Consider the following 23320-nt stretch of genomic DNA (forward strand, 5'->3'; position numbering starts at 1 on the left):
AAAGTCAATGTTTAATAGGGAGTTTATTTTTTGACGTCGATTTAAGTTCACATTTATTTTACGAAAACAACAAGGCGAAAAGTAGCAATTATCACGATTGTATATAATTAGCTGAAAGTTTAAACGAAAATAATTAAATAAATACTCCATATATGCTTGCATTTTTAAAAACTTGTATTATAATGAAAGTAACACAAATAATATAGCAGTGCACAAATGTGCAGAAGGGAGGTTCTAAATTGAATCAATGGGATGATGAACGTTTGATGGTTAAAATTGCTCAAATGTATTACCACGAGAATATGTCACAAAGTCAAATTTCTGATCGTTTAGGAATATACCGGACAACTATTAGTAGGATGCTAAAGAAAGCTCGGGAAAACGGTATTGTAACTATTAATATTAATAGTAAATTCAACTACTGCTATGAACTAGAGGATGAACTTGAAAAAGGTTTTGGACTGAAGGAATGTATTGTAGTGCCAGAAAATACAGGAGCAGAGAAAAATGGCAAAAAGGCAGTTGCTAAAGCCGGTGCAGAATTTTTAAAAAGAATTGCAAAAGATGGAGATAATATTGGATTCGCTTGGGGCAGTACTATTGCATATTTATCTGATGAACTAAAAAACTGTCGTTCTATTTCCATGAATGTAGTCCCACTAGTAGGTGGACCGGGTAATATAGTAAGCGACTATCATGTTAATTCAATTCTATCAAAAGTATCAAAAGCTTTTAATTGTAAGGCACATTATCTTTATGCACCTGCTATTACAGAAAAAAAAGAGACAAAGGAAGCTATTATATCTGATTATAATTTTACTGGTATATTAAAACTTTGGGACAAAATCAATATTGCAGTACTTGGAATTGGGGCACCTTCGAAATCTTCTAATATGATATGGATGGGTTTTTTCCAAGATGAGGATTTTACTTATCTGGAGAAAGAAAATGTTGTAGGAGATATATGTTCAAGATTTTATGATATAAACGGGAAATTAATAGAATCAGATATCAACGATAGAACTATAGCTATAGAATTGGAGAAATTAAGAGGTGTGGAGTATTCAATTGGTATAGCTGAATCTTTAGAGAAGGTACCTGCAATTCTTGGGGCCTTAAGGGGAAAATTTATAAATACTTTAATAACTACGGAACAGACTGCTAAGCTATTATTAGATTTTAATAAATAATATTAAAAAAAGGGGTGAGTTCCCTATGACTTGGAGATTTATTATTGTTATTGCAATTGCATGGATTTTGCAAATTCTATTGGGACTATTACAGATTAAATCTTTTAACAAAAGGTACGTTGAATTAAGACGTAAAGGTAAGGTAGCAATAGGTAAAGTGAAGGGGAAGCTAAGAGCTGGAACAGTGGTATTGATTGCTATAGATGATGATTGTAATATTATACAAGCGGAAAAGATACAAGGTTTAACTGTATTTGCAAGATTAAAATCAATGAATACCTTGATAGGTGAAAACCTACTAAAAATAGATCCTGTAGTCCTTGAAAAACTTGATAAACTCACTCTATTAGCTGTAACAGATGCAGTTAACAACTATAGGACAGTTACTGAAGGGGGTGAAACATAAAAATTTATAGTTTTTCATTACTTAAATTACAAAATAACTAAAACGAGGTGATAGTATTATGGAATTCATGTCAAATCTTGCAGCAGGTTTTATTGGACTATTTCAAAAAGGCGGAGAAACTTTTGTAGGCCTTGTTACAGGCATTGTGCCATTACTTGTATGTTTATTAGTAGCAATGAATGCAATAATTAGACTTGTAGGGGAAGAAAAAATTGAAAAACTTGCACAAAAATCTGCAAATAATGTATTTGCTAGATATTTAATATTACCTACAGTAGGAACTTTTTTCTTCTGTAATCCCATGACAATGTCACTTGGTAAATTTTTACCTGAAAAATATAAACCAGGATATTATTCTGCATCAACTTTTGCTTGTCATACTATGAATGGGTTGTTCCCACACGTAAATCCAGGAGAACTTTTTGTTTTCTTAGGAATTGCAAATGGAATAACTGAATTAGGATTACCAGTAGCTGATTTAGCTTTAAGATATTTCTTAGTAGGGATTGTTACAAACTTCTTTAGAGGTTGGATAACAGACTTTACAACTGCATATGTTGAAAAACAACAAAATGTTAAATTGAAAGAAACCGTTAGTCTATAAGATATTATCGTATTAGGAGGTGCTAATAAATGAGTAAATACAATTCTGTAATCGTTAGTGCAGGATCTGGTGGATTTGGAGGTCCTTTAGCAATAACTCCAAATGAAAAGCAAAAATACTTAGTATATGTAACAGGAGGTAATAAACCTTCCATTGCTGATAAAATTGCAAAATTATCAGGAGCAGAGTTAGTTGATGGTTTCAAAACTAGAGTACCTGATGATGAGATTGCAGCTGTAATTATTGATTGTGGTGGTACTTTAAGATGTGGTGTATATCCACAAAAAAGGATTAAAACCATTAATATAAGGGCTACTGGTCCAAGTGGTCCCCTTGCAAAATACATTACTGAAGATATTTATGTTTCAGATGTTAAGGATAAGAATATTAGTCTAGCTAATGGAAATGAAGTTATTAATGAAACAGCAACTTCTAAAGCTGAAACTACAGAAAAACCAAAATATGATACATCCAAGAAAATAAGTCAACAAACTGAGAAGAAGAGTTTAATGGTTAAAATAGGTGCTGGTATGGGAAGAATAGTCAGTACACTATATCAAGCAGGTAAGGACACCATAGATACAGTTATTAAAACTATTATTCCATTTATGGCCTTCGTATCTATGTTGATTGGCGTAATATTAAAATCTGGAATTGGTGATGCTTTCGCTAATATGTTAACTCCTTTAGCAGGAACATTGCCTGGATTAGTTCTTATATCATTAATTTGTTCTTTCCCATTATTATCGCCATTTTTAGGACCTGGTGCTGTAATTGCACAAGTTATTGGCGTATTAGTAGGAGTTGAGATTGGGAAAGGAAATATCCCACCACAACTTGCTTTGCCAGCATTATTTGCAATTAACTCTCAAGCTGCAGCTGACTTTATACCTGTAGGGTTAGGACTTGCAGAAGCTGAACCAGAAACTGTAGAGGTAGGTGTTCCAGCAGTACTATATTCTAGATTTTTAACTGGTGCTCCTACAGTATTGATTGCTTGGTTAGCAAGTTTTGGTCTATATTCAAAATAGTAATTAATTGGAGGATTAATAATGAAAACAATATATCACACTTTAGTTACTAAAGTTGGCGACTTATTTAATGCTTTTATTGATGAAAAAATTTTAATAATGTTTAAAGATAATGCACCTGAAGAGCTTTTGGATTATTGTATATTACACAATGAAAACAGTCGTAAGGATGACATAAAACCAGGTGATATATTGGTTATTGAAGAAGAAGAATATCTAATAACGGCAGTTGGAAGAGATGCGATAGAAAACCTAGACAATTTAGGCCATATTACCTTAAAGTTTGATGGTAATAATGAGGCTAAGTTACCCGGTACTATACATGTAGAAAATAAAGCAATTAAAGATATTGACGTTGGAGCAACAATAAAAGTTATTAGAAGATGATAAATCATATAGGAATCATATTTCGCATATTTTTATGAAATATGATTCCTATATACTAGTAACCATGTGCAATATAAGACAGAGGATAAATACTAACAGATAAGGGTTTAATAAGGATAGGAGGCATTAAAATGGTGGAATCATGGTTAAGGTTAGAGGGAAAGACAGTAATTGTAACAGGTGGTGCATCTGGCATAGGAAAGTCAATTGCTGAGGAATTCCTGAATAATGGTGCTAATGTAGTTGTATGTGATATAAACCCAAAAGCACCAGAATTTAGCACTAATAATGGGAAAATAATGTATATGATAACAGACATTACAAAGCAAGATAGTGTAAAATCAATGGTGGATAAAACCCTATCAGTCTTTGGACAAGTTGACATTTTAGTAAATAATGCAGGTATCAATATTCCAAGATTACTAGTTGACCCCACAGAAGCACATAGTAAATTTGAATTAGACGAAATCGTATTTGATAAAGTAGTAAATGTCAATTTAAAGGGAGTATTTTTCTGTACTCAGGCAGTAGTAAGGGAAATGATTAAAAAGGGTAGTGGTGTAATAATAAATATATCTTCTGAATGTGGATTAGAAGGTTCAGAGGGACAGAGTATATATGCTGCTACTAAAAATGCTATTAATTCCTTTACACGTTCATGGGCTAAAGAATTAGGAAAATTAGGTATTAGAGTTGTTGGAGTAGCACCTGGAATCTTAGAAGAAACAGGCCTTAGAACTGTTGAATATGAAACAGCATTAGCATATACAAGAGGAATTCAAGTTGAAGAATTAAGAGCAGGATATAATAAAGTGTCCACTATACCACTAGGTAGACCTGGGAAACTAGGGGAAGTTGCTGATTTAGTTTGCTATTTAGGAAGTGATAGGGCAAGTTATATTCATGGTGTTACTTATAATGTTGCAGGAGGTAAAACAAGAGGATAGGCTTGTGAAAAGATTAAAAAAGACTGTTTCGCTCTAATAATATAACCTTATAAAGGTAGCCGAACTAATAAATATGAATATATAGTATTAATAAAAAATCAAATGGTGATTGAATTTAGTGCCATTTGATTTTTATTATCTTTATCTTGTTTTTGTCCTATTACTTGAGTTTTGCAGCAAAACCAAAGAATAAGGGCCTATAAGCATTGTAAACACAACGTTTATAGGCCTTTGATAATTACAAAAAAGTGTAGTTCTACACCTATTATTTTTTAGAATTTGCAATTAAGTTTTTGATATCACTTTGTTTCCAAAATCTTTTGGTAATATCAGTCAGAAGGGGAAATCTTTTTCAAGGGAAAGACTGTTATAATAATAACCCACAAATTACAGGAGGTATTAGCTATATCCCATAGGGTAAGCGTAATGCGCCAAGGGAAAATGGTGGGTACTTTGAAAACAACAGAAGCAAATGAACAGATATTAGCTGAAATGATGGTAGGTAGAGAAGTATTATTTGAAGAATTGGATAAAAAAGATATACCTAAAGGGGAAGTTCTATTGGTAGAAGAGATAAAAGCAAGGGATAATAGAGGACTTATTGCATTAGATGGAGTATCTTTTAATCTTAAAAAAGGAGAAATATTAGGTATAGCTCATGTACCTGAAGATAGATTGGCCACAGGATTATCAAAAGAAGCAACTGTATCGGAAAATTTGATTATGGGAATACAGCATGAGAAACCTTATGCAATAAATGGAATCCATATTAATAATAAAAAGGTAAAGGAAAGGACCAATAGATTGATAGATGAATTTGATATTAGGACTCCTTCTGGAGATTTACCTGCAGGGAAACTATCTGGTGGAAATATGCAGAGAATGGTTATTGCCAGGGAATTTTCTTTCCAGACCCCAATTCTTATAATTGCTCAACCAACTAGGGGAGTGGATGTAGGAGCTATTGAATTTATCCATAGCCAAATAATCGAAAAAAGAAACAATGGAGTTGCTATACTATTGGTTTCAGCAGAGTTAGATGAAATATTTAGATTATCTGATAGGATAATAACCTTTTATGAAGGAAAAATCACAGGAGAGTTTTTAAATGATGAAATATCCAATTTGCCAAAGGGAATAGGAATCCTTTTAGCAATTTTTGGCGGAGGGTTGGTTGGAGGAATTTATGCTTTTATTCCTGGATTGTTAAAGGTTAAATATAAAATAGATGAGGTAATTACAGCCATAATGTTAAATTCTGTAGCTGTTCTTTTCACCTCCTATTTAGTCAACTATCCCTTTGCAACAACTAAAGGTAAAATGGGAGGCACTGAGATAATAGCTGAAGGCTATCATCTATCTAGGATGGTAAAACTATCTACATTGAATACCAGTATTTTTTTTATGGGCTTTATTGCCATTATAATCTATTATTTAATGGAGAAGACTTCAGCTGGTTATGATTTTAAAATAGTAGGTCAAAATAGTTTATTTGCCAGATATGGTGGAATTGATGATAAAAAACAGATGATAATAGCTATGGTTATATCAGGAGCGTTATGCGGAATAGCTGGGGTTTTTGAAGTTCTAGGAGTTCATTATAGATTTTTACAGAACATATCTCCAGGTTATGCTTGAGATGGAATGTTGGCAGTATTAGTAGGATTGTTGGTGGGTTTGATTTTTGCTATATTTGTGGTGGAATTAAAATCTGATGAGTTCATTGTAGGCATTGCAATCAATATGTTTGCAGGTGCCCATCTCTCATTAGGTTATTTAACCTTGTTTACTGAGAATATGAGTGCCAATAGGGGATTTATTGCATTGGCGGTTATAATATTTGGTAGAGCCAATCCGGTGAAAACTTTTGTTGCAGCATTGATGTTTGGGTTTTTTGATGCTTTAGGTATAAGGCTACAAGTAATGGGAATACCTTCTCAGTTTACACAGATGATACCATATGTAGCAACTATAGTTGCTTTGCTTATCGTAACAAAACGTCAAATAACAAAAATAAAGATAAAAAAGGAAACGGAATAACTATTATCTTTGTAATTTGGAAAATAATAGTTCCAATAGAGGAATTTTCAAGTCAATGTAGAATATCATATTATAACAGATTAAAAACCATATTATTAATTAAACAATAAGTTTAAAATATATGGAATATTTTAAAACCTATAGAAAGGAGGAGAGAATATGTATTTAAACTGTTTTGATGAGGTTGAATTTATTACCAAGGAGTTGGTAAAGGTACCTAGTGTTGTAAAGACCAGTGGAGAGGCGGATTGTGCAAAAAAGATATATGATTATTATAAAGAACTACCTTATTTTAAACAGAATCCAGACCAGCTTAAAATGGTACAGACTGTGGAGGACGAAATAGAAAGATATATAGTCATAGCTCATGTAAAAGGAACCAAAGGCAATTCCAATAAAGCTTTAATCCTAATGGGACATTTGGACACCGTCGGAGTAGATGATTTTGGCTCTTTAAAGGAATATGCCTTTGACCCAGATAGACTTCCAGAGTTTTTAAAAGAGAAGAAATTAGATGAAGAAGTATTAGAAGATATTGACTCTGGTGAGTATATGTTCGGCAGGGGAGCCTTGGATATGAAATCAGGGGTAGCAGGTCAAATGTATTTAACTAAGTATTTTTCTGAAAATCCAGAGAAACTAGATGGCCATTTAATCACCTTAGCTGCTTGTGATGAAGAGGATAATTCCCATGGTGTGTTGACAGCATTAAAGGTTTTCAGACAGATGAAAGAAGAAGGATTGGAATTTATAGGATGTATCAATGCAGATTATTCCACTCCTTATCATAAAGAAGATGAGAATAGGTATATCTATTTTGGAACCATAGGGAAACTTTTGCCTTCCTTTTATGTCACAGGGGAAGAGGCTCATGTAGGGCAAGCTTTTTCAAGTTTAGACCCAAATCTATTGGTAGCGGAGTTAACTCGATTGATATCCTATAATCCAGAGCTATGTGATGAATCCCAAGGAGAAGTTACCATACCGCCAGTGTCTTTAAAACAATCGGATTTTAAGGACAAGTATACAGTTCAAACTGCATTAGCGGCTTATTCCTATTATAATTTCTTTACCTATAGTATGACTCCTCTAGATGTAATGAATAAGATAAAGGCAAAAGGGGAAGAAGCCTTTGACAATGTAATCCAATATTTAAATAATTCCTATAAGGAGTTTTGCAAAAGAGCAGGTCACATTTACAAGGAACTTCCTTGGCAGAAAAGGGTATATACTTGGGATGAATTCTATAACGAATTACACACTATACATGGGGATAGATTTAAGGTATATATGGATAGTTTCGGTAGGGAATTAAACCAAGAGAATCCAGCTATGGATTTAAGGGAGTTTAGTGTAAGGATGGTAGAAGAAGCTTGGAAATGGTCAATAGATAAAAGCCCAGCTATTATAATATATTTTTCTTCAACCTATAATGCACGGATTGAAATGACTGGTAGTACTGAAAGGGAGAGGAAGTTAATGGATAGCGTAAATAAATCTATAGCTTCTGTCCAAGAATATTCGGATAAACCTATTGTAACAAAGATGTTCTATCCATATATTTCAGACTCCAGTTTTATGTCTATGAGTGATAGTCCTGAAGATCTTTTATATCTAGAAAAGAATATGCCTGCCTGGGGACCAAAATATGTTCATAATGTAGAAGATGTAATGGCTATAGATGTACCTGTTGTTAATATAGGGACCTATGGAAAAGATGGACATAAGATGGCAGAAAGGGTCCATATGAAGTATACCTTTGAAACTGTACCAAATATAACTTATAACACTATAATGGCCTTGTTAGGATAATTATATTTAGTAATAAATATTTGCTATTTGTAACGGGGATATAATAATTGGTTATAATAATAGTAAAGAATTTTTTCTTTACTATTATTATTTTTGTGAAATTGAGTTATAATTATATAGATAAAATTAAATAAGAAGGTGTATATATGGCAAATAGAATAGTAATCGCATTAGGCGGAAATGCATTACAGGATAATCCTAAAGATATATCAGCAGAGGCTCAATTTAGAGCTGTTGAGAAGACTGCAGTAGCTATTGTGGATTTAATAGAGGAAGGACATGAAATAGTAATTGTTCATGGTAATGGACCACAAGTAGGACAAATTGTTTCTGTATATGAAAAAGCATCAGATGTACCTAATATGCCCTTTCCCGAATGCGGAGCCATGAGTCAAGGCTATATAGGATATCATTTACAACAGTCTATAGGTCAAGAGATGAAAAAAAGGGGTATAGATAAAGAAATAACCTCTATGATAACTCAAGTTTTAGTAGATAAAGAGGATTCTGCTTTTAAAAATCCATCTAAACCAGTAGGTTCCTTTTTTTCAAAAGAAGAGGCCTTAAAATTGGAAAAGACTAATGGGTATATAATGAAGGAAGATGCAGGTAGAGGTTGGAGAAGGGTAGTACCATCTCCTGAGCCAATAGATATTATTGAATCAAAAATACTTAAATCTTTGGTAGAATCAAACTTTGTAGTAATAACTGCTGGTGGTGGTGGTATACCAGTAATAAATGGAAACCATGGGAAACTAGAAGGAGTATCTGCAGTAATAGATAAGGATTTAGCAGCAGAATTGGTAGGTGAGATTATCGATGCTGATATGCTTATTATCCTTACAGCAGTAGAAAAGATATGTATCGATTTTAATAAACCTACTGAAAAGAGATTAGACCTAATTACCATAGAGGAAGCTGAAAAATACATAGAGGAAGGCCAATTTGCTCCAGGATCCATGCTTCCTAAGGTTAAAGCTGCTATTAAGTTTGTAAAAAGCAAAAAAGGCAGAAGAGTAATAATAACATCTTTAGATAAAACCAAAGGATGTTTGGAGGAAAAAGTTGGAACTAAAATAGTGGATAGTGATATTTTCTAGTCAAATATTAATTTTTATATTCCATTTTTATTATTTTATGATATAATGGTTTATGTATTAAACTACCCACACACAGATGGAGACCAATATATTAGTATTGGCCTCCAAACCCCATAAAATTAGCCCTTTGAAGGGCTAATTTTTTATGTTCATATTTAATTTTATATTTCTGAGAAGTAATTGAAGCTCTTCTGCTAAGGTGGCAAGGCTTTCAGTAGAAGAAGCAATTTCTTCCATAGAGGCCATCTGCTCTTCTGAAGCTGCAGAAGTATTTTGAATTTGAGAGGCTATATCTTGACTCATCTTTTCGATGGAAGTAGAAGAACTTACTACGGATTCTACATAATTGTCTACATTATTGGTAGCCTGTGTAACTACTCCAATTCCTTCTGCTATTTCATGGATTAAATTAGCAATTTCATTAAACCTATCTTTTGCTTCATTGACTCTTGTAATTCCTAAGTCTACTTCTTTACTGCTGAAATCCATTTTTTCATTGGCTTCCTCTATGAGTAGGTTGTTGGCATTAATTAGGTTTTGAATTTCTTCAGTAGATTTTTGAGTTTCTTCTGCTAATTTTCTAATCTCATCAGCTACTACTGCAAAGCCCCTACCAAATTCACCAGCTCGAGCTGCTTCTATGGCAGCATTTAGCGCTAATAAATTGGTTTCTTCTGACACATTTTCAATTACTTCTAACATATGGTTCATCTCTTTAGAGCTTTTGCTAATATTGTTTAAGGAGGATTTAACGGTGAAGGTACTATTTTCAATATCGTCCATTTGTATAATAACTTCTTCTATTTTATCTTTTCCTATTTCCGTTTTATCTAATACTTTTTTTCTCAAATTTTCTACACTTTCTGTTTGTACGGATACATGGTCTATTTGATTAGATATTTCCTTTATTGATGAAGTCACATTTAATATCTCATTAAGCTGAGCATGGGAAGCTTGGGCAATTTCATTGGAAGATTCTGCTATATTTGTTGCTGCTGCTGTAGATTCTTCTGATATAGCTGCCAATTCTTCAGAGGAAGCTGCTACTTGATGAGAGGATTCTTGAACCTCTTCAGCAAAGTTTCTCATGTTTTCAATGATTAATTGAAGAGAATAAGCCATTTTTCCAAGTTCATCTTTCCTTTTTAATAATTTTTCTTCCATATCAATACTAAAATCAAGCTGGGATAGGCTATAAGCGCAATCCGTAATTTTACCAATGGGTTTTGTTAAATTTCTGCTAAAAATTATAGAGAAAAGTATCCCTATTAATATTGCAAAGATTACTACATAGAGTAAAGTTTGTTTTAGGGAATCTAATCCACTTAATACTTCCTTTTCATCTATGCTTACTATCAAAGTCCAGCCTTTGGATTTTATAGGTGCAAATCCTATATGAACTATTTTTTCACCTTCTATGTATTTTCCAATTCCTGGTTCTTCTGATTTTATTTTTTCTTCCATAGTGATTACTTCATCAACCATATTTGAAGGTACCCTTTCTTTCAATCCTTCAAAATTAGGATTTCCACCGGAATCATCTGTAATAGAAGCGCCTCCTACTACAGTTGGATGGGATACAATATCAGTAGTTTCATTTAATATATAAGCAAATCCATTTTCGCCAAACTTTATATCATGGATTATTTGGTAGAATTCATCAGCAGGTTTAAAAGCTATTACAGCCCCTAAATGAACTCCTTTATGTTTTAGAGGTGCAGCTATTATTACTTCTATTTTTCCTGTTATTTCATTTCTAATGGGTTCAGAGAAATAGGTTTTACCTGCTATTGATTTTTGGAAATACTCCTTTTGGTAGACATCTATTTTAGTACCATTATCCAGTATTAGATTACCCTGTACATCAGCTAAACCAATATGAGAGAATTTCAATCTACCCTTTTCGGTTTTTAATACTTCATATTTTTCTTCTTCTGTAACGTCTGGGTTTGATACCACTTCTAAGTTTCCTAAAGTTTCAATGGAAAGGGTATAACTTTTAATCTGTTCATCTACTAGTTCTGCTGAATCTATTGCTTTATTATAAAGTAATTCATTATAGGATTTAATCAATTCATCTTTAGAAATAAAGTAAGAAATAAGGCCTAAGGTTAAAGTCAAGATAATAAGGATGGAAGTAGTGGATATTATCATCCTTCTTCCTATACTCTTTTTTTCCATATTATCAGGCTTTTTTGTAACTTTTTTCTTATCTTTGGATTTCATTAACTTCCAACTCCTTTATGATAAATTTATGTATAATTATTTCCATATTTTAATATTAGACAAAAGTTTGCAAAATCCTCTATTTTTGAAATATTATTAGAACGTTTTAGTTAATATTGTATAGTTTACACAAATATACACAAAGATAAATATTTTAGACAAATTAGAATATATTGACAAATTCATAGTGGACAGGTATACTTTAATTATACTATACCTAACATTTGAAGGAGTAGTAATATTAGCCAAAATATCCAATAATTCATATAATATTCCACAAAAAATATAAAGGGGCATGTAGGGTTACATGTCTTAAATATTATAATAAGGGGGAAGTTTTAATGAAAAGAAAGTTTGGGCTGTTGTTACTTGCTTTAGTATTGATTGCTTCGTCTTTAGCAGGATGTACCCAATCCGAGGACACTAGTGGTTCTTCTGAGGTAATAAAAATTGGGGTATTTGAGCCAATGACTGGAGCTAGTGCTGCTGGTGGACAAATGACAGTTGAGGGTATTGAATTGGCTAATGAAGCCAAGGGAGAAGTATTAGGTAAAAAAGTAGAATTAGTTATAGTAGATAATAAATCTGATAAAGTAGAATCAGCTAATGCAGCTTCTAGATTGATAGAAAAGGATGAAGTAGTTGCTATTATTGGTAGTTACGGTAGTTCTCTAGCCATGGCAGCAGGAGATATTGTGAAAAAAGCGGAAGTACCTGCTGTAGGATGTTCTCCAACTAATCCATTGGTTACATTAAACAATGATTATTATTTTAGGGTCTGCTTTATTGATCCTTTCCAAGGAACTGTAATGGCCAACTATGCAGTAAATGATTTAGGAGCAAAAACTGCAGCTATTATCCAAGACGTTACACAAGACTATTCTGTAGGACTTAGTAAATATTTCATCGACGCTTTTAAGGAATTAACAGGAGATGATAATAGTATAGTAGAAATGTCTTCTTATAATACAGGAGACCAGGATTTTACTGCTCAATTAACCAATGTTAAGGCTAAAAACCCTGATGTAATATTTGCACCAGGAAACTATGGTGAGTCTGCACTGCTTATTAGACAAGCTAGAGATTTAGGCATAGATGTTCCAATTCTTGGTGGAGACACTTGGGAATCACCTGAATTCTTATCTATTGGTGGAGATGCAGTAGAAGGGGCTGTATTTAGTACTCACTTTACAGCAGAAGCACCTGTAACCAATGTGTCTGGAATATTCTTAGAAGCCTATCGAAAGAAATTTGATAAGGAAGCTAATGCTTTTGCTGCTTTAGGTTATGATGCTTATATGGTAATCCTGGATGCCATAGAAAAAGCAGGTTCTGCTGATTCAAAAGCTATTAGAGACCAGCTTGCAAAGGTAGAAGGATTTGTTGGAGCAACAGGAAATATTACTTTAGATGAAAATGGGGATGCAGTTAAATCTGCAGTTATTAATAAAGTTGAGAATGGTGAATTCATATATTTGACTACTGTTGAACCTAAATAAGAATTAGGGTCATAAGGGGGACTTGATATGGGTAATTCAGGTTTTTTACAGCATTTGTCCAATGGTATTTCCTTAGGTAGTTTATATGCATTAATCGCTATAGGATATACCATGGTGTACGGAATTTTAAGGCTTATAAACTTTGCCCATGGGGATATATTTATGCTAGGAGCTTATATCACCTATTATGGTATATTGTTCACATCTATTCCCTGGTGGCTGGTGTTTATATTTGCCTCAGTATTTACCGGTTTTATCGGTCTCCTCCTTGAAAAAATAGCCTATAGACCATTAAGGGAATCTCCAAGGATTACTATTTTGATTTCTGCCATAGGGGCATCCTTCTTTTTACAAAATTTTGGAATAGTAGTATTTGGGGGAAGGCCAAAGGCCTTCCCTATCCCTAATATATTGAATAAGGTAATAAGGTTAGGAGGAGTATCAGTAAGTATAGTAACATTTATAATACCAATAGTTACCATATTATTGCTCTTGGGTCTTACTTATATTATAACTAAGACCAAAACTGGTATGGCTATGAGAGCATTATCTAAGGATTATGAAACTGCTAGTCTAATGGGAATAGATATAAATAGGATTATTTCCATTACTTTTTTTATAGGTTCTTTTCTAGCTGCTGTAGGAGGAGTAATGTGGGGGACAAAATACCCACAATTAATGCCTTTAATGGGAGCTATGCCAGGACTTAAATGTTTTATAGCTGCAGTAATAGGAGGAATAGGAAATATTACAGGTGCAGTTATAGGAGGTTTTATATTAGGGTTGGGAGAGATTATGTTAATCGCTTTACTTCCAAGATTAACTGGATATAGAGATGCTTTTGCATTTATCCTTTTGATTGTAATACTCCTAGTTAAACCAACAGGTTTAATGGGAGAAAAAATTACAGAGAAGGTGTAGACTATGATAAATAAAAACAGATTGAATAATACTACTTTGATTGTTCTTGCCGCTACAATAATAGGGTTATTTATTGCCAATAGAACTTTAGATGATTATAAATTGAGGATAATAAACCTTTGTGGAATCTATATAACTTTAGGTCTAAGTATGAATCTCATCAATGGTTTTACAGGATTATTTTCATTAGGTCACGCAGGATTTATGGCCATAGGAGCTTATACTGTGGGAATTCTTACCATGCCTGTTCCCATGAAAGAGATGAATTTTTTTATGAAACCCATGGTACCCTTTTTAGCTAATTTAGAGTGGAGTTTCCTTCCTGCTCTTCTTATGGCTGGGATTATGGCAGGATTATTTGGTTTTTTAATTGGTGCTCCAGTTCTTAGGCTTACGGATGACTATTTAGCTATTGCTACTTTAGGTTTTGCTGAGATTATTAGGGTAGTTTTTACAAATACTCAATCTATAACTAATGGTGCTTTAGGATTAAAAGGAATTCCTAATAATACCAATGTGTGGTGGAGCTGGGGAGTTGCCCTTCTTACCATTGGATTTATGGCTTTTTTAATGGATGGAAGTTATGGAAAGGCTTTTAAAGCCATAAGAGAAGATGAAGTAGCAGCCAGATCTATGGGTATCAATCTTTTTAAGCATAAGGTTATGAGTTTTACTTTTGGATCTTTTTTAGCAGGAATTGGCGGTGGACTTTTGGCAGCTTTGTTGGGGACTATTGATCCAAATATGTTTAGAATTACTCTTACCTTCAATATTCTATTGATTGTAGTACTAGGAGGTTTAGGAAGTATAAAGGGTTCAGTAATTTCTGCTATAATTGTCACGGTTATGATGGAAGCATTAAGATTTTTAGATGAATCCATCAACTTAGGCTTTATCCGAATAAAAGGAGTGCCAGGAATGAGAATGGTTGTTTTTTCGATAATCCTTATGGCGGTTGTAATAATTAGAAAAGAAGGATTGTTGAAGGAAAGCTAAAAAGGAAGTGAATAGAACATGCTGAAAATAGATGATATGACCATGAAGTTTGGTGGAGTTATAGCTTGTAATAAATTTAATGCAAATATTGAAAAGGGTCAAATTATTGGTTTAATAGGCCCTAATGGGGCAGGGAAAACTACAGTCTTTAATGTGGTAACGGGAGTATATAAACCTACGGAAGGACGGGTTATATTCAGTCCAAATGAAGATGAAGAACATCTATTGACAGGACTAGGGCCCGATGAGATAGCAAAGCTTGGTGTATGTAGAACCTTTCAAAACATTAGGCTATTTAAAGAGTTATCCGTTTTAGATAATGTATTCATTGGCAATCATTTGAGGATAAAATCCAATGTTTTTTCTTCCATACTTAGACTTCCTAGCTATAGGGCTGAAGAAAAAGAGATGTTTGAAAAATCCATTTATCTATTGGAAAAAGTGGGCTTAAAAGATCAGATGGAAGAAAAGGCCTATTCTCTACCCTATGGAATGCAAAGAAGGTTAGAAATCGCAAGAGCTTTAGCCACAGAACCTAAATTATTGTTATTAGATGAACCAGCAGCAGGCATGAATCCTCAGGAAACTAGGGAATTGATGGAATTTATAGAGGAGATTAAAGAGGAATTTGATTTAACCATATTCTTAATAGAACATCATATGGAAGTGGTTATGGGTATATGCGAAGAAATATTTGTATTAGACCATGGGGTTTTAATCGCCCAAGGTAACCCAGAGGAAATTCAAAACGATCAAAGGGTTATAGAAGCTTATTTGGGGGTGGAATAATGCTTGAAGTTTCCAATTTACACGTTAGATATGGGGGTATTAATGCTCTCAGAGGAATTAATATATCCATAGAAGAAAATCAAATAGTCACCCTTATTGGAGCTAATGGGGCAGGAAAATCTTCTACTCTAAGGGCCATAATGGGATTGGTAGAAAAAGCAGAAGGGAAAATTGAATATAATGGAGAAGATTTAACCAACCTTCCAACAAAAGATATTGTTAAAAGGGGCATAGTAATGGTTCCAGAAGGAAGGAAGGTATTTGCCAATTTGACGGTAGAAGAGAATCTAATATTAGGTGCTTATACTAGAACAGACCAAAATGATATAAAGAAAGATATGAAAAAAGTTTATGATATGTTTCCAAGGCTGAAGGAAAGAAACTGGCAGAAAGCAGGAACCCTTTCGGGAGGAGAACAGCAGATGTTAGCTGTAGGAAGGGCTTTGATGGTAAGACCAAAGGTGCTTATGATGGATGAGCCTTCTTTAGGTTTAGCTCCTCTTCTTGTAAGGGATATTTTTGAAATAATAAGTATGCTTCATCAACAGGGAAATACTATTTTGTTAGTAGAGCAAAATGCTAAGAAGGCATTAGAAGTGGCAGATTATGCCTATGTATTAGAAACTGGAGAGCTCGTATTAGAAGGACCAGGTGAAAGACTTCTAGAAGATGAAAAGGTGAAGGAAGCATACTTAGGAGAAACTAGATAAGGATTAAAACATGGAGGTGGCTTTTAGCCACCTCTTTTATATGGACTATATTTTTACCAATAGGAATTTGTACCTAATTATGGGAATGTAACCATATTGTAATGTACTTGTAATACTTTAGTAAATTATTTCTAATATACTAGAATCAAATAGAAAATTTCTAAAAATATTAAAGGAGTGATTTTTGTGAAAAGGTTCATCAGTTTAGTATTAGTGATAGTATTGATCTTAGCTATGGCAATTCCTGTACTGGCAGATAAAAATGACAAAACAAAAGAACCAAATCCAAACAAACCAATATCCAGAGAAGAATTCAACTCATCTTTATCTTCTCTATTAGAAGAATATGGGTATTCTTGGAAGCCTGTTAAGGGTAAAGTGAATATTACTAGAGAAGAAATGGTTATGATTATAGGAAAACTATTGATAGATGAAAAAATAATCGAGGTTAGTTCTGAAGAATTGCCTTTTAAAGACATAAAGAATATGGATAAGAAGACAAAAGAACAATTAAATGCACTATATAAAGAAAAGATAATAGCCGGAAAAACAAAACATTCTTTCAATCCAAAAAGCAAAGTAACTTATAGAGAACTAAAAACAATTTTAGAAAGAATCGGGAAGGTATTAGAATGGAAAGGAGATAAATGGGATAAATACACTATTCCCTTTAAACAAAGAGGTATTGTAAGCTCTAGGCAAGGTAAAGAAGGAATAGTTGTAAGAGAAGATAAGGATAAAGTTATTGTTTCCATTACTAAGGAATTTGGTACTCCTGGATATGATATGGAGATAAACAGAATAAGAAGAGTAGGCAATAGATATGAAATAGATTTATCTATTATTCCACCAGATAAAAATGCAATTCTAGCACAGGTAGTAACATATTTAACAGCAAATATAGAAATAGATAAAAAATATTTAGAAGAATCTCCTTATAGGTTTTATTTGAAAGAGAGCATAAAGGATTTAGAGAATGGAAAGGAGATACCATTTAAACAATTAAAAATAGAAGAAACCTATAGTGGTAAGAAAGGAATAGTTGTAAAGGAAGAGAAGGATAAAATACTGGTTTCAATTACAGGAGAATTCTCTACACCAGGATATGCTATGGCAATAGAAAAAATTGTTTATGAAGATGGCAAATACAAAGTCCATGTAATTGTTGCTCCCCCTTATAAGGGTACTATTTTACCCCAAGTGATAACATACAGGACTATCCATATAGAAATTGATAAAGATGATATTGGTAAACCTCCCTACAATTTTGTATGGGAGGTTCTCCCTGCAGAATTGTAACTATAATGTAACCAAATAATAGAATAAAAAGGATATAATGAAATTAATATGCAACTGTGAAATTTTTTTGATTGAAGGGGGGATTGGATGAAAAGAGCAGTTGTACTCCTGCTAATTTTTGTTCTAGTCATGCCATCATTAGCTTTTGCATCAGTAGAAATGGAGCAAAAGTTAGGGAATCACTGGTCTAAGAATGAGATTAATAGAGATTTCCTAATCTATTATTTTCCTTATCTAGCTAAGGAGAATTTTAATCGATTAAGCCCAAATGATTCATTTTATGAAGATGAATTTCTTTTATCTTTTTCATCTTTACTAAAAAACAAGGGTTATACTAGGACTCAAGTAGGATGGAAGATGAAATTGACAAGAATTGAGATGGCCCAGATTTTAGGGGAAAAATTGTTAGAAATTAATGCCATAGAGTCTAGCGATGGAACAACACCTTTTGATGATATTGGAGATGTTTCCGTTGAGAGGAAGAAGGCCTTGGCAGATTTATTTCATGCAGGCTTAATCAATGGCCAATCTAAGACTAAATTTAATCCTTATGCGCATGCTACTCAAGCTGAAGCAATAATCCTGTTGCAAAGAGTAAATAGTTTGTTAGAACAGATGGATAAGAAAGAAAATATAGAAGATGAAGTTGTTATACCACCTGCAGAGCTTGAAAAACCTAAAGAATCCAAAGAACCTGAAGTTGTTGAGATTCCCTTTACCCTAGGAGGAATTGTCCAATCTTATTCAGGAGTGGAAGGTATTATTACGAAAGATGAAGGGGAAAAACTATTTGTGACTATTACTAAATCCTTTTCGACTTCCGGGTATTCTATGGGAATAGATAAAATCCTAAAAGATAAGGATGATTACAAAGTTTACTTAAATATTACTCCCCCAAGTAAAGAGAGTGAACTACTGACTGTAATAACATATAAAACTATAACCATAGAAATAGATAAAAAACATTTAGGTGATACTCCATACAATTTTGTGTGGGGTAATTTTTTTATTTTGAATGTAAATATTATGGTATAATATAATAACGTACGTAGAACAGTTGTTGTGAATGAGGAAAGTGATTAAATATAAACTTGGTAGTTTAGAAAAGGAGAATATATATGACCAGGACAGAGAAGGTAGCTCAATCTGCAGCAATGATTGCAATTTTCACTTTAATAAGTAAATTCTTAGGGTTTATAAGGGAAGTATTAATTGCTTCTAAATACGGTTCAGGCTATGAAACGGATACCTATTTTGTTGCTATGACTGCTACAACAATATTGATGACTACTTTAGGTGCTTCTTTAAATACTACTTTAATCCCTATTTTTACTGAAATTGAGGGAAGGGGAGGCAGAAAAGCCAAACTGAAATATTTGAATAATATATTGAATATGGTTTTTTTTATTACTATAATATTAGCTCTTTTAGGATTTTTCTTATCACCTTTTGTGATAAAAGTTTTGGCAAAAGGCTTCACTGGAGAACAATTTGAATTGGCAGTGAAATTAAATAGAATAGGGTTGCCTATTGTAATCTTTCTAGGTTTTACATATGTGTTTTCTGGATATCTCCATAGTAGCGAAATATTTGGTCCTCCTGCCATTATGGGACTTCCATATAATTTTGTATTTATATTTTTCCTATTCCTTTTAGCAGATAAAAGAAGTATAGAAGGACTTATGTTAGCCAGTGTAGTAGCTGCTTCTACTCAATTTTTAATTCAGGTTCCAGCTATTAAGCATCAAGGCTATAAATATAGAGTGGATATTAATTTAAAAGATCCATACTTGAAGAAAGCATTGATTTTAGTTGTCCCTGTAATGATAGGATCTGCGGTACAACAGATAAATGTGGTGATAGACAAGACTTTAGCCTCTAGTTTGGCTGAGGGGAGTATTTCAGCCCTTACCTATGCTTCTAGGTTAAGAGATTTGATTATTTCTGTATTCATTATGGCTATTACTACAGTGGTATTTCCCATGTTATCTAAAGCCTTTTCTGAAGAAGATAATCATCAAGTTAAAAGGATAATGGGACAAGGTATCAATATAATACTTATTATAACTGTACCTGCCACTGTAGGAATATTGATATTAGCAGAGCCTATGGTAAGAATATTTTTCCAAAGGGGTGCTTTTGACTCTGTTGCTACCACTATGACTTCCCAAGCTCTAATATTTTATTCTCTAGGGCTAGTGGGGGCTTCCTTAAGGCTTATGTTAAACAAGGTATTTTATTCCTTTCAAGACACCAAGACTCCTATGATAAATGGAGCTTTAGCTGTAGGGTTGAATATTGTATTAAACCTCATATTTATTAGGTTTATGGCCCATGCAGGGTTAGCTTTAGCTACCAGTATATCTGCAACTTTTACAACTTTACTATTATTTATTGATTTAAGAAAAAAAATCGGCCCTATGGGGCTTAAACGATATCTAATATGTTTTTTGAAAACTTTATTTGCCTCTATAATAATGGGAATACTAGTGTATTTTCTATACTATGGGCTAACAGCTAAATTCGTTAGTTCAGGAATAGGAGAACTTTTAGTGCTGTTGTTGTCCGTAGGAGTGGGAGTATTAGTATATTTCATACTATGTTCTATATTGAGAGTAAAAGAAATTAGAGTATTGATAAGAGGATTACTTAATAGATAAGACAGAGGATATGAAAATTCCCTGTCTTATCTTATGATGGTTTTCAAATTTTTTGCTTCTTTTTCTGACACCATATAAGCATTAACTGTCTTATCATCATAGCTTTTAACCTTCTTTATAGCTTCTTTCTTTGGCATAGGGTCAGAAAATTCTTCATCTACAACTACCACGAATTTTTCCCCCATAGATATCTCCCTTCTCCCTTTTATATTTATTATGTCCAAAAAGGAAAATATTATCCCTATGATACAGGTTGTACATTTATGTTTTGACTAAACCAAATTAGGGTACCATAATAATCACCATAATAGACAATCTAATTATTAAAGATAGTGTAAAGTAACCTATGAAAAAATAAAATAAAAAAATTAAGCTAAAAATATGGAGGAATATAAATGAAAGCCATGATGAAAAAAGCATTTAAATCCGCCAGATTTATTATAATATTTGGGACACTAAATAAAATATTGACCTTTATAAAAGAAGCTTTAATTGCTTCCAAAATAGGTTGTTGTTTTGAAACAGATGCTTATTTTACTGCCTTTGTGGCTGCAACTTTATTGGCAGAAATAATAGGAGAAGGAATTAGTACTGGGATGGTACCTATATTATTAAAGATAGAGGAAAAGGAGGGCAGTTGGAGGAAAGTAGACTATGTAAACAATTTACTCCATATTATAATAATTCTTTCCATGGTTTTGATAATATTAGGCTGGTTTTTATCTCCATTGGTGATAAAAATTCTAGCTACAGGTTTTGCAGGTGAAGAATTTCAAACCACAGTAAATTTAATGAAAATAGGTTTGCCTATTGTCATATTCATAACGATAAGGGCAGTATTTATTGCATATTTACAGAGTTTCCATGCCTTTAAAGCTGGTACAAAATCTTGGGTTTATTATAATATAGTATATTTAGTATTTTTAATTTTTTTAAATAGATATGGAATTTATGGTTTAATGATAGCAGGGGTATTAGCTTCTGCTGTACAACTATATTCGGTAATAACTCCTTCTATGAATTTAGGATACAGATATGAACGGATTTTAGACTTAAAAAATGCCTATATACAAGAATTTGGAATAATGTTTATACCTATAATCATAGGCATTTCTATAAATAGGGTTAATATAGTGGTAGACAAGTCAATAGCCTCTACATTAGCGCCAGGGTCTATTTCCTGGCTAAACTACGCCAATGATATTATTCAATTGATTTTAGGAATTTTTATTACTGCAATTGTTACTGTATTATTTCCCATAATATCACAAGAATTCAGTAGAGAAAATATAGAAACCTTAAAATCTGCAATGTTAAGGGGAACTAAAATTGTCCTTTCCATAGTAATACCAGCAATGGTTATATTGGTAACCCTATCTGAACCCATTGTAAGATTACTGTTCGAAAGGGGAGAATTTGGGACAACAGCCACTTTGATGACTTCAGGAGCATTAACCTATTATGCCTTAGGTCTAGGAAGCATGGCTATGGTTTTGATACTGACTAAGGTACATTATGCAATGCATGATTCATTAACACCTATGATATCTGCAGGTGTAGGAGTAATTACAAATTTTGTTTTAAATTTAATATTATCTAAATATATGGGAATCAATGGTATAGCTTTAGCCACTAGCATTTCCACAACTTTGGTCACAATACTGTTGATAAAAGACTTAAATAAAAGGGTAAAAGTCATAGATATCCACAGGGAAGGGAAAAGATTAATAAAACTTATTGTATCAGCAGCTATTATGGCATGGGTTGTAATTATAACCTTTAATATATTAGGAAAGATATCATTAGACAATATAATAGGAGATATAATGAAGGTATTAATACCAATTGGAACTGGGATAATAACCTATTTAAGTATAGGTAAATTAACTTTAAAGGAAAATTAACGAAAAATGGACAGAATATTTTGTCCGTTTTTTATTTTTAACAGAAGTTTACTGAAAATTTCGCAAAGTCCCAAAATATAAACTTTTAGTTTAAGGGAAAAAACTTGGATAAAAGTATTGACCATTGGTCATTTTAGTATTATAATGATATTTATACAAAATGACCAATGGTCAATTTTTAGTTCCTGATTCTGAGGAGGTGATTATTTTGGTATCAAAAGTAGAAAAAAACAAAAAGCAAAAGGAAAATTCCCTTTATTCAGCTGCTTACGATTTATTTACTACAAAAGGAATAAATGAAACAGCCATTAACGATATAGTTAAGAAAGCTGGAGTAGCCAAAGGAACCTTTTATCTTTACTTTAAAGATAAGTATGACATATTAGATAAGATAATCCTCAGCAAAAGTTGTCATGTTTTAAGTGAAGCTATAAGGGAAACACAACTTAAAAGTTTTGAAGGATTTGAAGAGGAACTATTGTATTTTATAGATTATATCATCGAATACTTTAAAAAAGACAAACTTATGTTGAAATTAATATATAAGAATCTTTCTTGGGGGGTATTTAAGAAGGCCTATAAGGACTATGAAGAGATACATGAAATATATGGATTATTTGAAAGGGGATATAAGGATTCTTCCTTATTAAAAGAAGATATAGATAAAATATTATTTATGATTATAGAACTAACGGGTTCTGTATGCTATAGTTCCATAATATTAAATGAACCTGCTGATATAGATGAAATGAAACCTATCCTCTTCAATACTATAAAGAAAATTATTTAGGAGATGATT

At 32.7% G+C, this 23320-nt stretch carries 22 protein-coding genes; 20 read left to right on the forward strand and 2 right to left on the reverse strand.

The genetic code is table 11. The annotated features are described in order from the left end of the window. The first annotated feature begins 239 nt into the window (after nt 1-239). The 10 genes from C3E90_RS09895 (at nt 240) to arcC (ending at nt 9517) form a co-directional block, all read left to right on the forward strand. Nucleotides 240-1190 (forward strand): sugar-binding transcriptional regulator, encoded by a 951-nt coding sequence (locus C3E90_RS09895; protein WP_236915482.1) that lies wholly within the window; start codon nt 240-242, stop codon nt 1188-1190. A 25-nt stretch (nt 1191-1215) separates the two neighbouring features. Continuing rightward, nucleotides 1216-1596 carry a transcriptional regulator GutM gene (locus C3E90_RS09900; protein ID WP_236915483.1) on the forward strand — a complete coding sequence of 127 codons (381 nt, stop codon included), beginning with the start codon at nt 1216-1218 and terminating at the stop codon, nt 1594-1596. Nucleotides 1597-1654: 58 nt separating this feature from the next. Further along, nucleotides 1655-2200: a PTS glucitol/sorbitol transporter subunit IIC gene (srlA, locus tag C3E90_RS09905; protein WP_272879118.1), complete on the forward strand. Its 546-nt coding sequence runs from the start codon at nt 1655-1657 to the stop codon at nt 2198-2200. Nucleotides 2201-2229: 29 nt separating this feature from the next. Continuing rightward, nucleotides 2230-3231: a PTS glucitol/sorbitol transporter subunit IIB gene (srlE, locus tag C3E90_RS09910; protein ID WP_236915484.1), complete on the forward strand. Its 1002-nt coding sequence runs from the start codon at nt 2230-2232 to the stop codon at nt 3229-3231. A 21-nt stretch (nt 3232-3252) separates the two neighbouring features. After that, the gene (locus tag C3E90_RS09915) at nt 3253-3618 is read left to right on the forward strand and encodes a PTS glucitol/sorbitol transporter subunit IIA (protein WP_236915485.1); all 366 of its coding nucleotides are present in this window, start codon (nt 3253-3255) and stop codon (nt 3616-3618) included. A gap of 131 nt (nt 3619-3749) precedes the next feature. Further along, the gene (locus tag C3E90_RS09920) at nt 3750-4565 is read left to right on the forward strand and encodes an SDR family oxidoreductase (protein ID WP_236915486.1); all 816 of its coding nucleotides are present in this window, start codon (nt 3750-3752) and stop codon (nt 4563-4565) included. Between the two features lie 453 nt (nt 4566-5018). Continuing rightward, a complete protein-coding gene (locus tag C3E90_RS09925; RefSeq protein ID WP_236915487.1) occupies nt 5019-6203 on the forward strand; it encodes an ABC transporter permease subunit in 1185 nt (394 codons plus the stop codon). A gap of 9 nt (nt 6204-6212) precedes the next feature. After that, nucleotides 6213-6605, forward strand: coding sequence for a hypothetical protein (locus tag C3E90_RS09930; RefSeq protein WP_236915489.1), 393 nt, complete (start codon nt 6213-6215; stop codon nt 6603-6605). Between the two features lie 159 nt (nt 6606-6764). After that, nucleotides 6765-8417, forward strand: coding sequence for a M20/M25/M40 family metallo-hydrolase (locus C3E90_RS09935; RefSeq protein ID WP_236915491.1), 1653 nt, complete (start codon nt 6765-6767; stop codon nt 8415-8417). A 146-nt stretch (nt 8418-8563) separates the two neighbouring features. Then, the gene (arcC, locus tag C3E90_RS09940) at nt 8564-9517 is read left to right on the forward strand and encodes a carbamate kinase (RefSeq protein ID WP_236915492.1); all 954 of its coding nucleotides are present in this window, start codon (nt 8564-8566) and stop codon (nt 9515-9517) included. A 135-nt stretch (nt 9518-9652) separates the two neighbouring features. Here the strand turns inward: arcC and C3E90_RS09945 are convergent, their stop codons facing one another. Next, a complete protein-coding gene (locus tag C3E90_RS09945; RefSeq protein ID WP_236915493.1) occupies nt 9653-11743 on the reverse strand; it encodes a methyl-accepting chemotaxis protein in 2091 nt (696 codons plus the stop codon). Between the two features lie 341 nt (nt 11744-12084). Here C3E90_RS09945 and C3E90_RS09950 point away from each other — a divergent pair, with 341 nt between their 5' ends. From C3E90_RS09950 to murJ (C3E90_RS09985), 8 genes are all read left to right on the forward strand, one after another. Continuing rightward, entirely contained in the window at nt 12085-13242 is a 1158-nt protein-coding gene (locus C3E90_RS09950) for an ABC transporter substrate-binding protein (protein ID WP_236915495.1), read from the forward strand. Nucleotides 13243-13269: 27 nt separating this feature from the next. After that, nucleotides 13270-14163 carry a branched-chain amino acid ABC transporter permease gene (locus tag C3E90_RS09955; protein ID WP_236915496.1) on the forward strand — a complete coding sequence of 298 codons (894 nt, stop codon included), beginning with the start codon at nt 13270-13272 and terminating at the stop codon, nt 14161-14163. A 3-nt stretch (nt 14164-14166) separates the two neighbouring features. Then, nucleotides 14167-15159, forward strand: coding sequence for a branched-chain amino acid ABC transporter permease (locus tag C3E90_RS09960; RefSeq protein ID WP_236915497.1), 993 nt, complete (start codon nt 14167-14169; stop codon nt 15157-15159). 18 nt (nt 15160-15177) lie between these two features. Then, a complete protein-coding gene (locus C3E90_RS09965) occupies nt 15178-15948 on the forward strand; it encodes an ABC transporter ATP-binding protein (RefSeq protein WP_236915498.1) in 771 nt (256 codons plus the stop codon). Further along, nucleotides 15948-16658, forward strand: a complete 711-nt coding sequence (locus C3E90_RS09970; RefSeq protein WP_236915500.1) for an ABC transporter ATP-binding protein — start codon at nt 15948-15950, stop codon at nt 16656-16658. Before C3E90_RS09965 ends, C3E90_RS09970 begins: the two co-directional genes overlap by 1 nt. A 186-nt stretch (nt 16659-16844) precedes the next feature. Next, a complete protein-coding gene (locus C3E90_RS09975; protein ID WP_236915501.1) occupies nt 16845-17957 on the forward strand; it encodes an S-layer homology domain-containing protein in 1113 nt (370 codons plus the stop codon). 87 nt (nt 17958-18044) lie between these two features. Beyond that, nucleotides 18045-18992, forward strand: coding sequence for a protease complex subunit PrcB family protein (locus C3E90_RS09980; RefSeq protein ID WP_236915503.1), 948 nt, complete (start codon nt 18045-18047; stop codon nt 18990-18992). An 83-nt stretch (nt 18993-19075) separates the two neighbouring features. Then, nucleotides 19076-20617 carry a murein biosynthesis integral membrane protein MurJ gene (gene murJ / locus C3E90_RS09985; RefSeq protein WP_236915504.1) on the forward strand — a complete coding sequence of 514 codons (1542 nt, stop codon included), beginning with the start codon at nt 19076-19078 and terminating at the stop codon, nt 20615-20617. A gap of 26 nt (nt 20618-20643) precedes the next feature. Here murJ (C3E90_RS09985) and C3E90_RS09990 read toward each other — a convergent pair whose 3' ends face one another. Further along, on the reverse strand, nt 20644-20802 hold the full coding sequence (locus C3E90_RS09990; protein WP_236915505.1) for a hypothetical protein: 159 nt from the start codon (nt 20800-20802) through the stop codon (nt 20644-20646). A gap of 210 nt (nt 20803-21012) precedes the next feature. On the opposite strand from C3E90_RS09990, the gene murJ (C3E90_RS09995) reads away from it, so the two are divergent. Both murJ (C3E90_RS09995) and C3E90_RS10000 read left to right on the forward strand, forming a co-directional pair. Further along, a complete protein-coding gene (gene murJ, locus C3E90_RS09995; RefSeq protein ID WP_236915506.1) occupies nt 21013-22521 on the forward strand; it encodes a murein biosynthesis integral membrane protein MurJ in 1509 nt (502 codons plus the stop codon). A gap of 199 nt (nt 22522-22720) precedes the next feature. After that, complete coding sequence (locus C3E90_RS10000) at nt 22721-23311, forward strand: TetR/AcrR family transcriptional regulator (protein ID WP_442870578.1); 591 nt, start codon at nt 22721-22723, stop codon at nt 23309-23311. Nucleotides 23312-23320 lie beyond the last annotated feature (9 nt).

The organism is Clostridium sp. Cult2 (assembly GCF_021655075.1).
Lineage (GTDB): Bacteria > Bacillota > Clostridia > Tissierellales > Tepidimicrobiaceae > Schnuerera.

Coding starts and splice junctions, on each gene's coding strand:
- C3E90_RS09900 (WP_236915483.1), top strand. CDS start 1,216: ATGACTTGGAGATTTATTATTGTTATTGCAATTGCATGGATTTTGCAA.
- srlA (WP_272879118.1), top strand. CDS start 1,655: ATGGAATTCATGTCAAATCTTGCAGCAGGTTTTATTGGACTATTTCAA.
- srlE (WP_236915484.1), top strand. CDS start 2,230: ATGAGTAAATACAATTCTGTAATCGTTAGTGCAGGATCTGGTGGATTT.
- C3E90_RS09915 (WP_236915485.1), top strand. CDS start 3,253: ATGAAAACAATATATCACACTTTAGTTACTAAAGTTGGCGACTTATTT.
- C3E90_RS09920 (WP_236915486.1), top strand. CDS start 3,750: ATGGTGGAATCATGGTTAAGGTTAGAGGGAAAGACAGTAATTGTAACA.
- C3E90_RS09935 (WP_236915491.1), top strand. CDS start 6,765: ATGTATTTAAACTGTTTTGATGAGGTTGAATTTATTACCAAGGAGTTG.
- arcC (WP_236915492.1), top strand. CDS start 8,564: ATGGCAAATAGAATAGTAATCGCATTAGGCGGAAATGCATTACAGGAT.
- C3E90_RS09945 (WP_236915493.1), bottom strand. CDS start 11,743: ATGAAATCCAAAGATAAGAAAAAAGTTACAAAAAAGCCTGATAATATG.
- C3E90_RS09950 (WP_236915495.1), top strand. CDS start 12,085: ATGAAAAGAAAGTTTGGGCTGTTGTTACTTGCTTTAGTATTGATTGCT.
- C3E90_RS09955 (WP_236915496.1), top strand. CDS start 13,270: ATGGGTAATTCAGGTTTTTTACAGCATTTGTCCAATGGTATTTCCTTA.
- C3E90_RS09960 (WP_236915497.1), top strand. CDS start 14,167: ATGATAAATAAAAACAGATTGAATAATACTACTTTGATTGTTCTTGCC.
- C3E90_RS09965 (WP_236915498.1), top strand. CDS start 15,178: ATGCTGAAAATAGATGATATGACCATGAAGTTTGGTGGAGTTATAGCT.
- C3E90_RS09970 (WP_236915500.1), top strand. CDS start 15,948: ATGCTTGAAGTTTCCAATTTACACGTTAGATATGGGGGTATTAATGCT.
- C3E90_RS09980 (WP_236915503.1), top strand. CDS start 18,045: ATGAAAAGAGCAGTTGTACTCCTGCTAATTTTTGTTCTAGTCATGCCA.
- murJ (WP_236915504.1), top strand. CDS start 19,076: ATGACCAGGACAGAGAAGGTAGCTCAATCTGCAGCAATGATTGCAATT.
- C3E90_RS09990 (WP_236915505.1), bottom strand. CDS start 20,802: ATGGGGGAAAAATTCGTGGTAGTTGTAGATGAAGAATTTTCTGACCCT.
- murJ (WP_236915506.1), top strand. CDS start 21,013: ATGAAAGCCATGATGAAAAAAGCATTTAAATCCGCCAGATTTATTATA.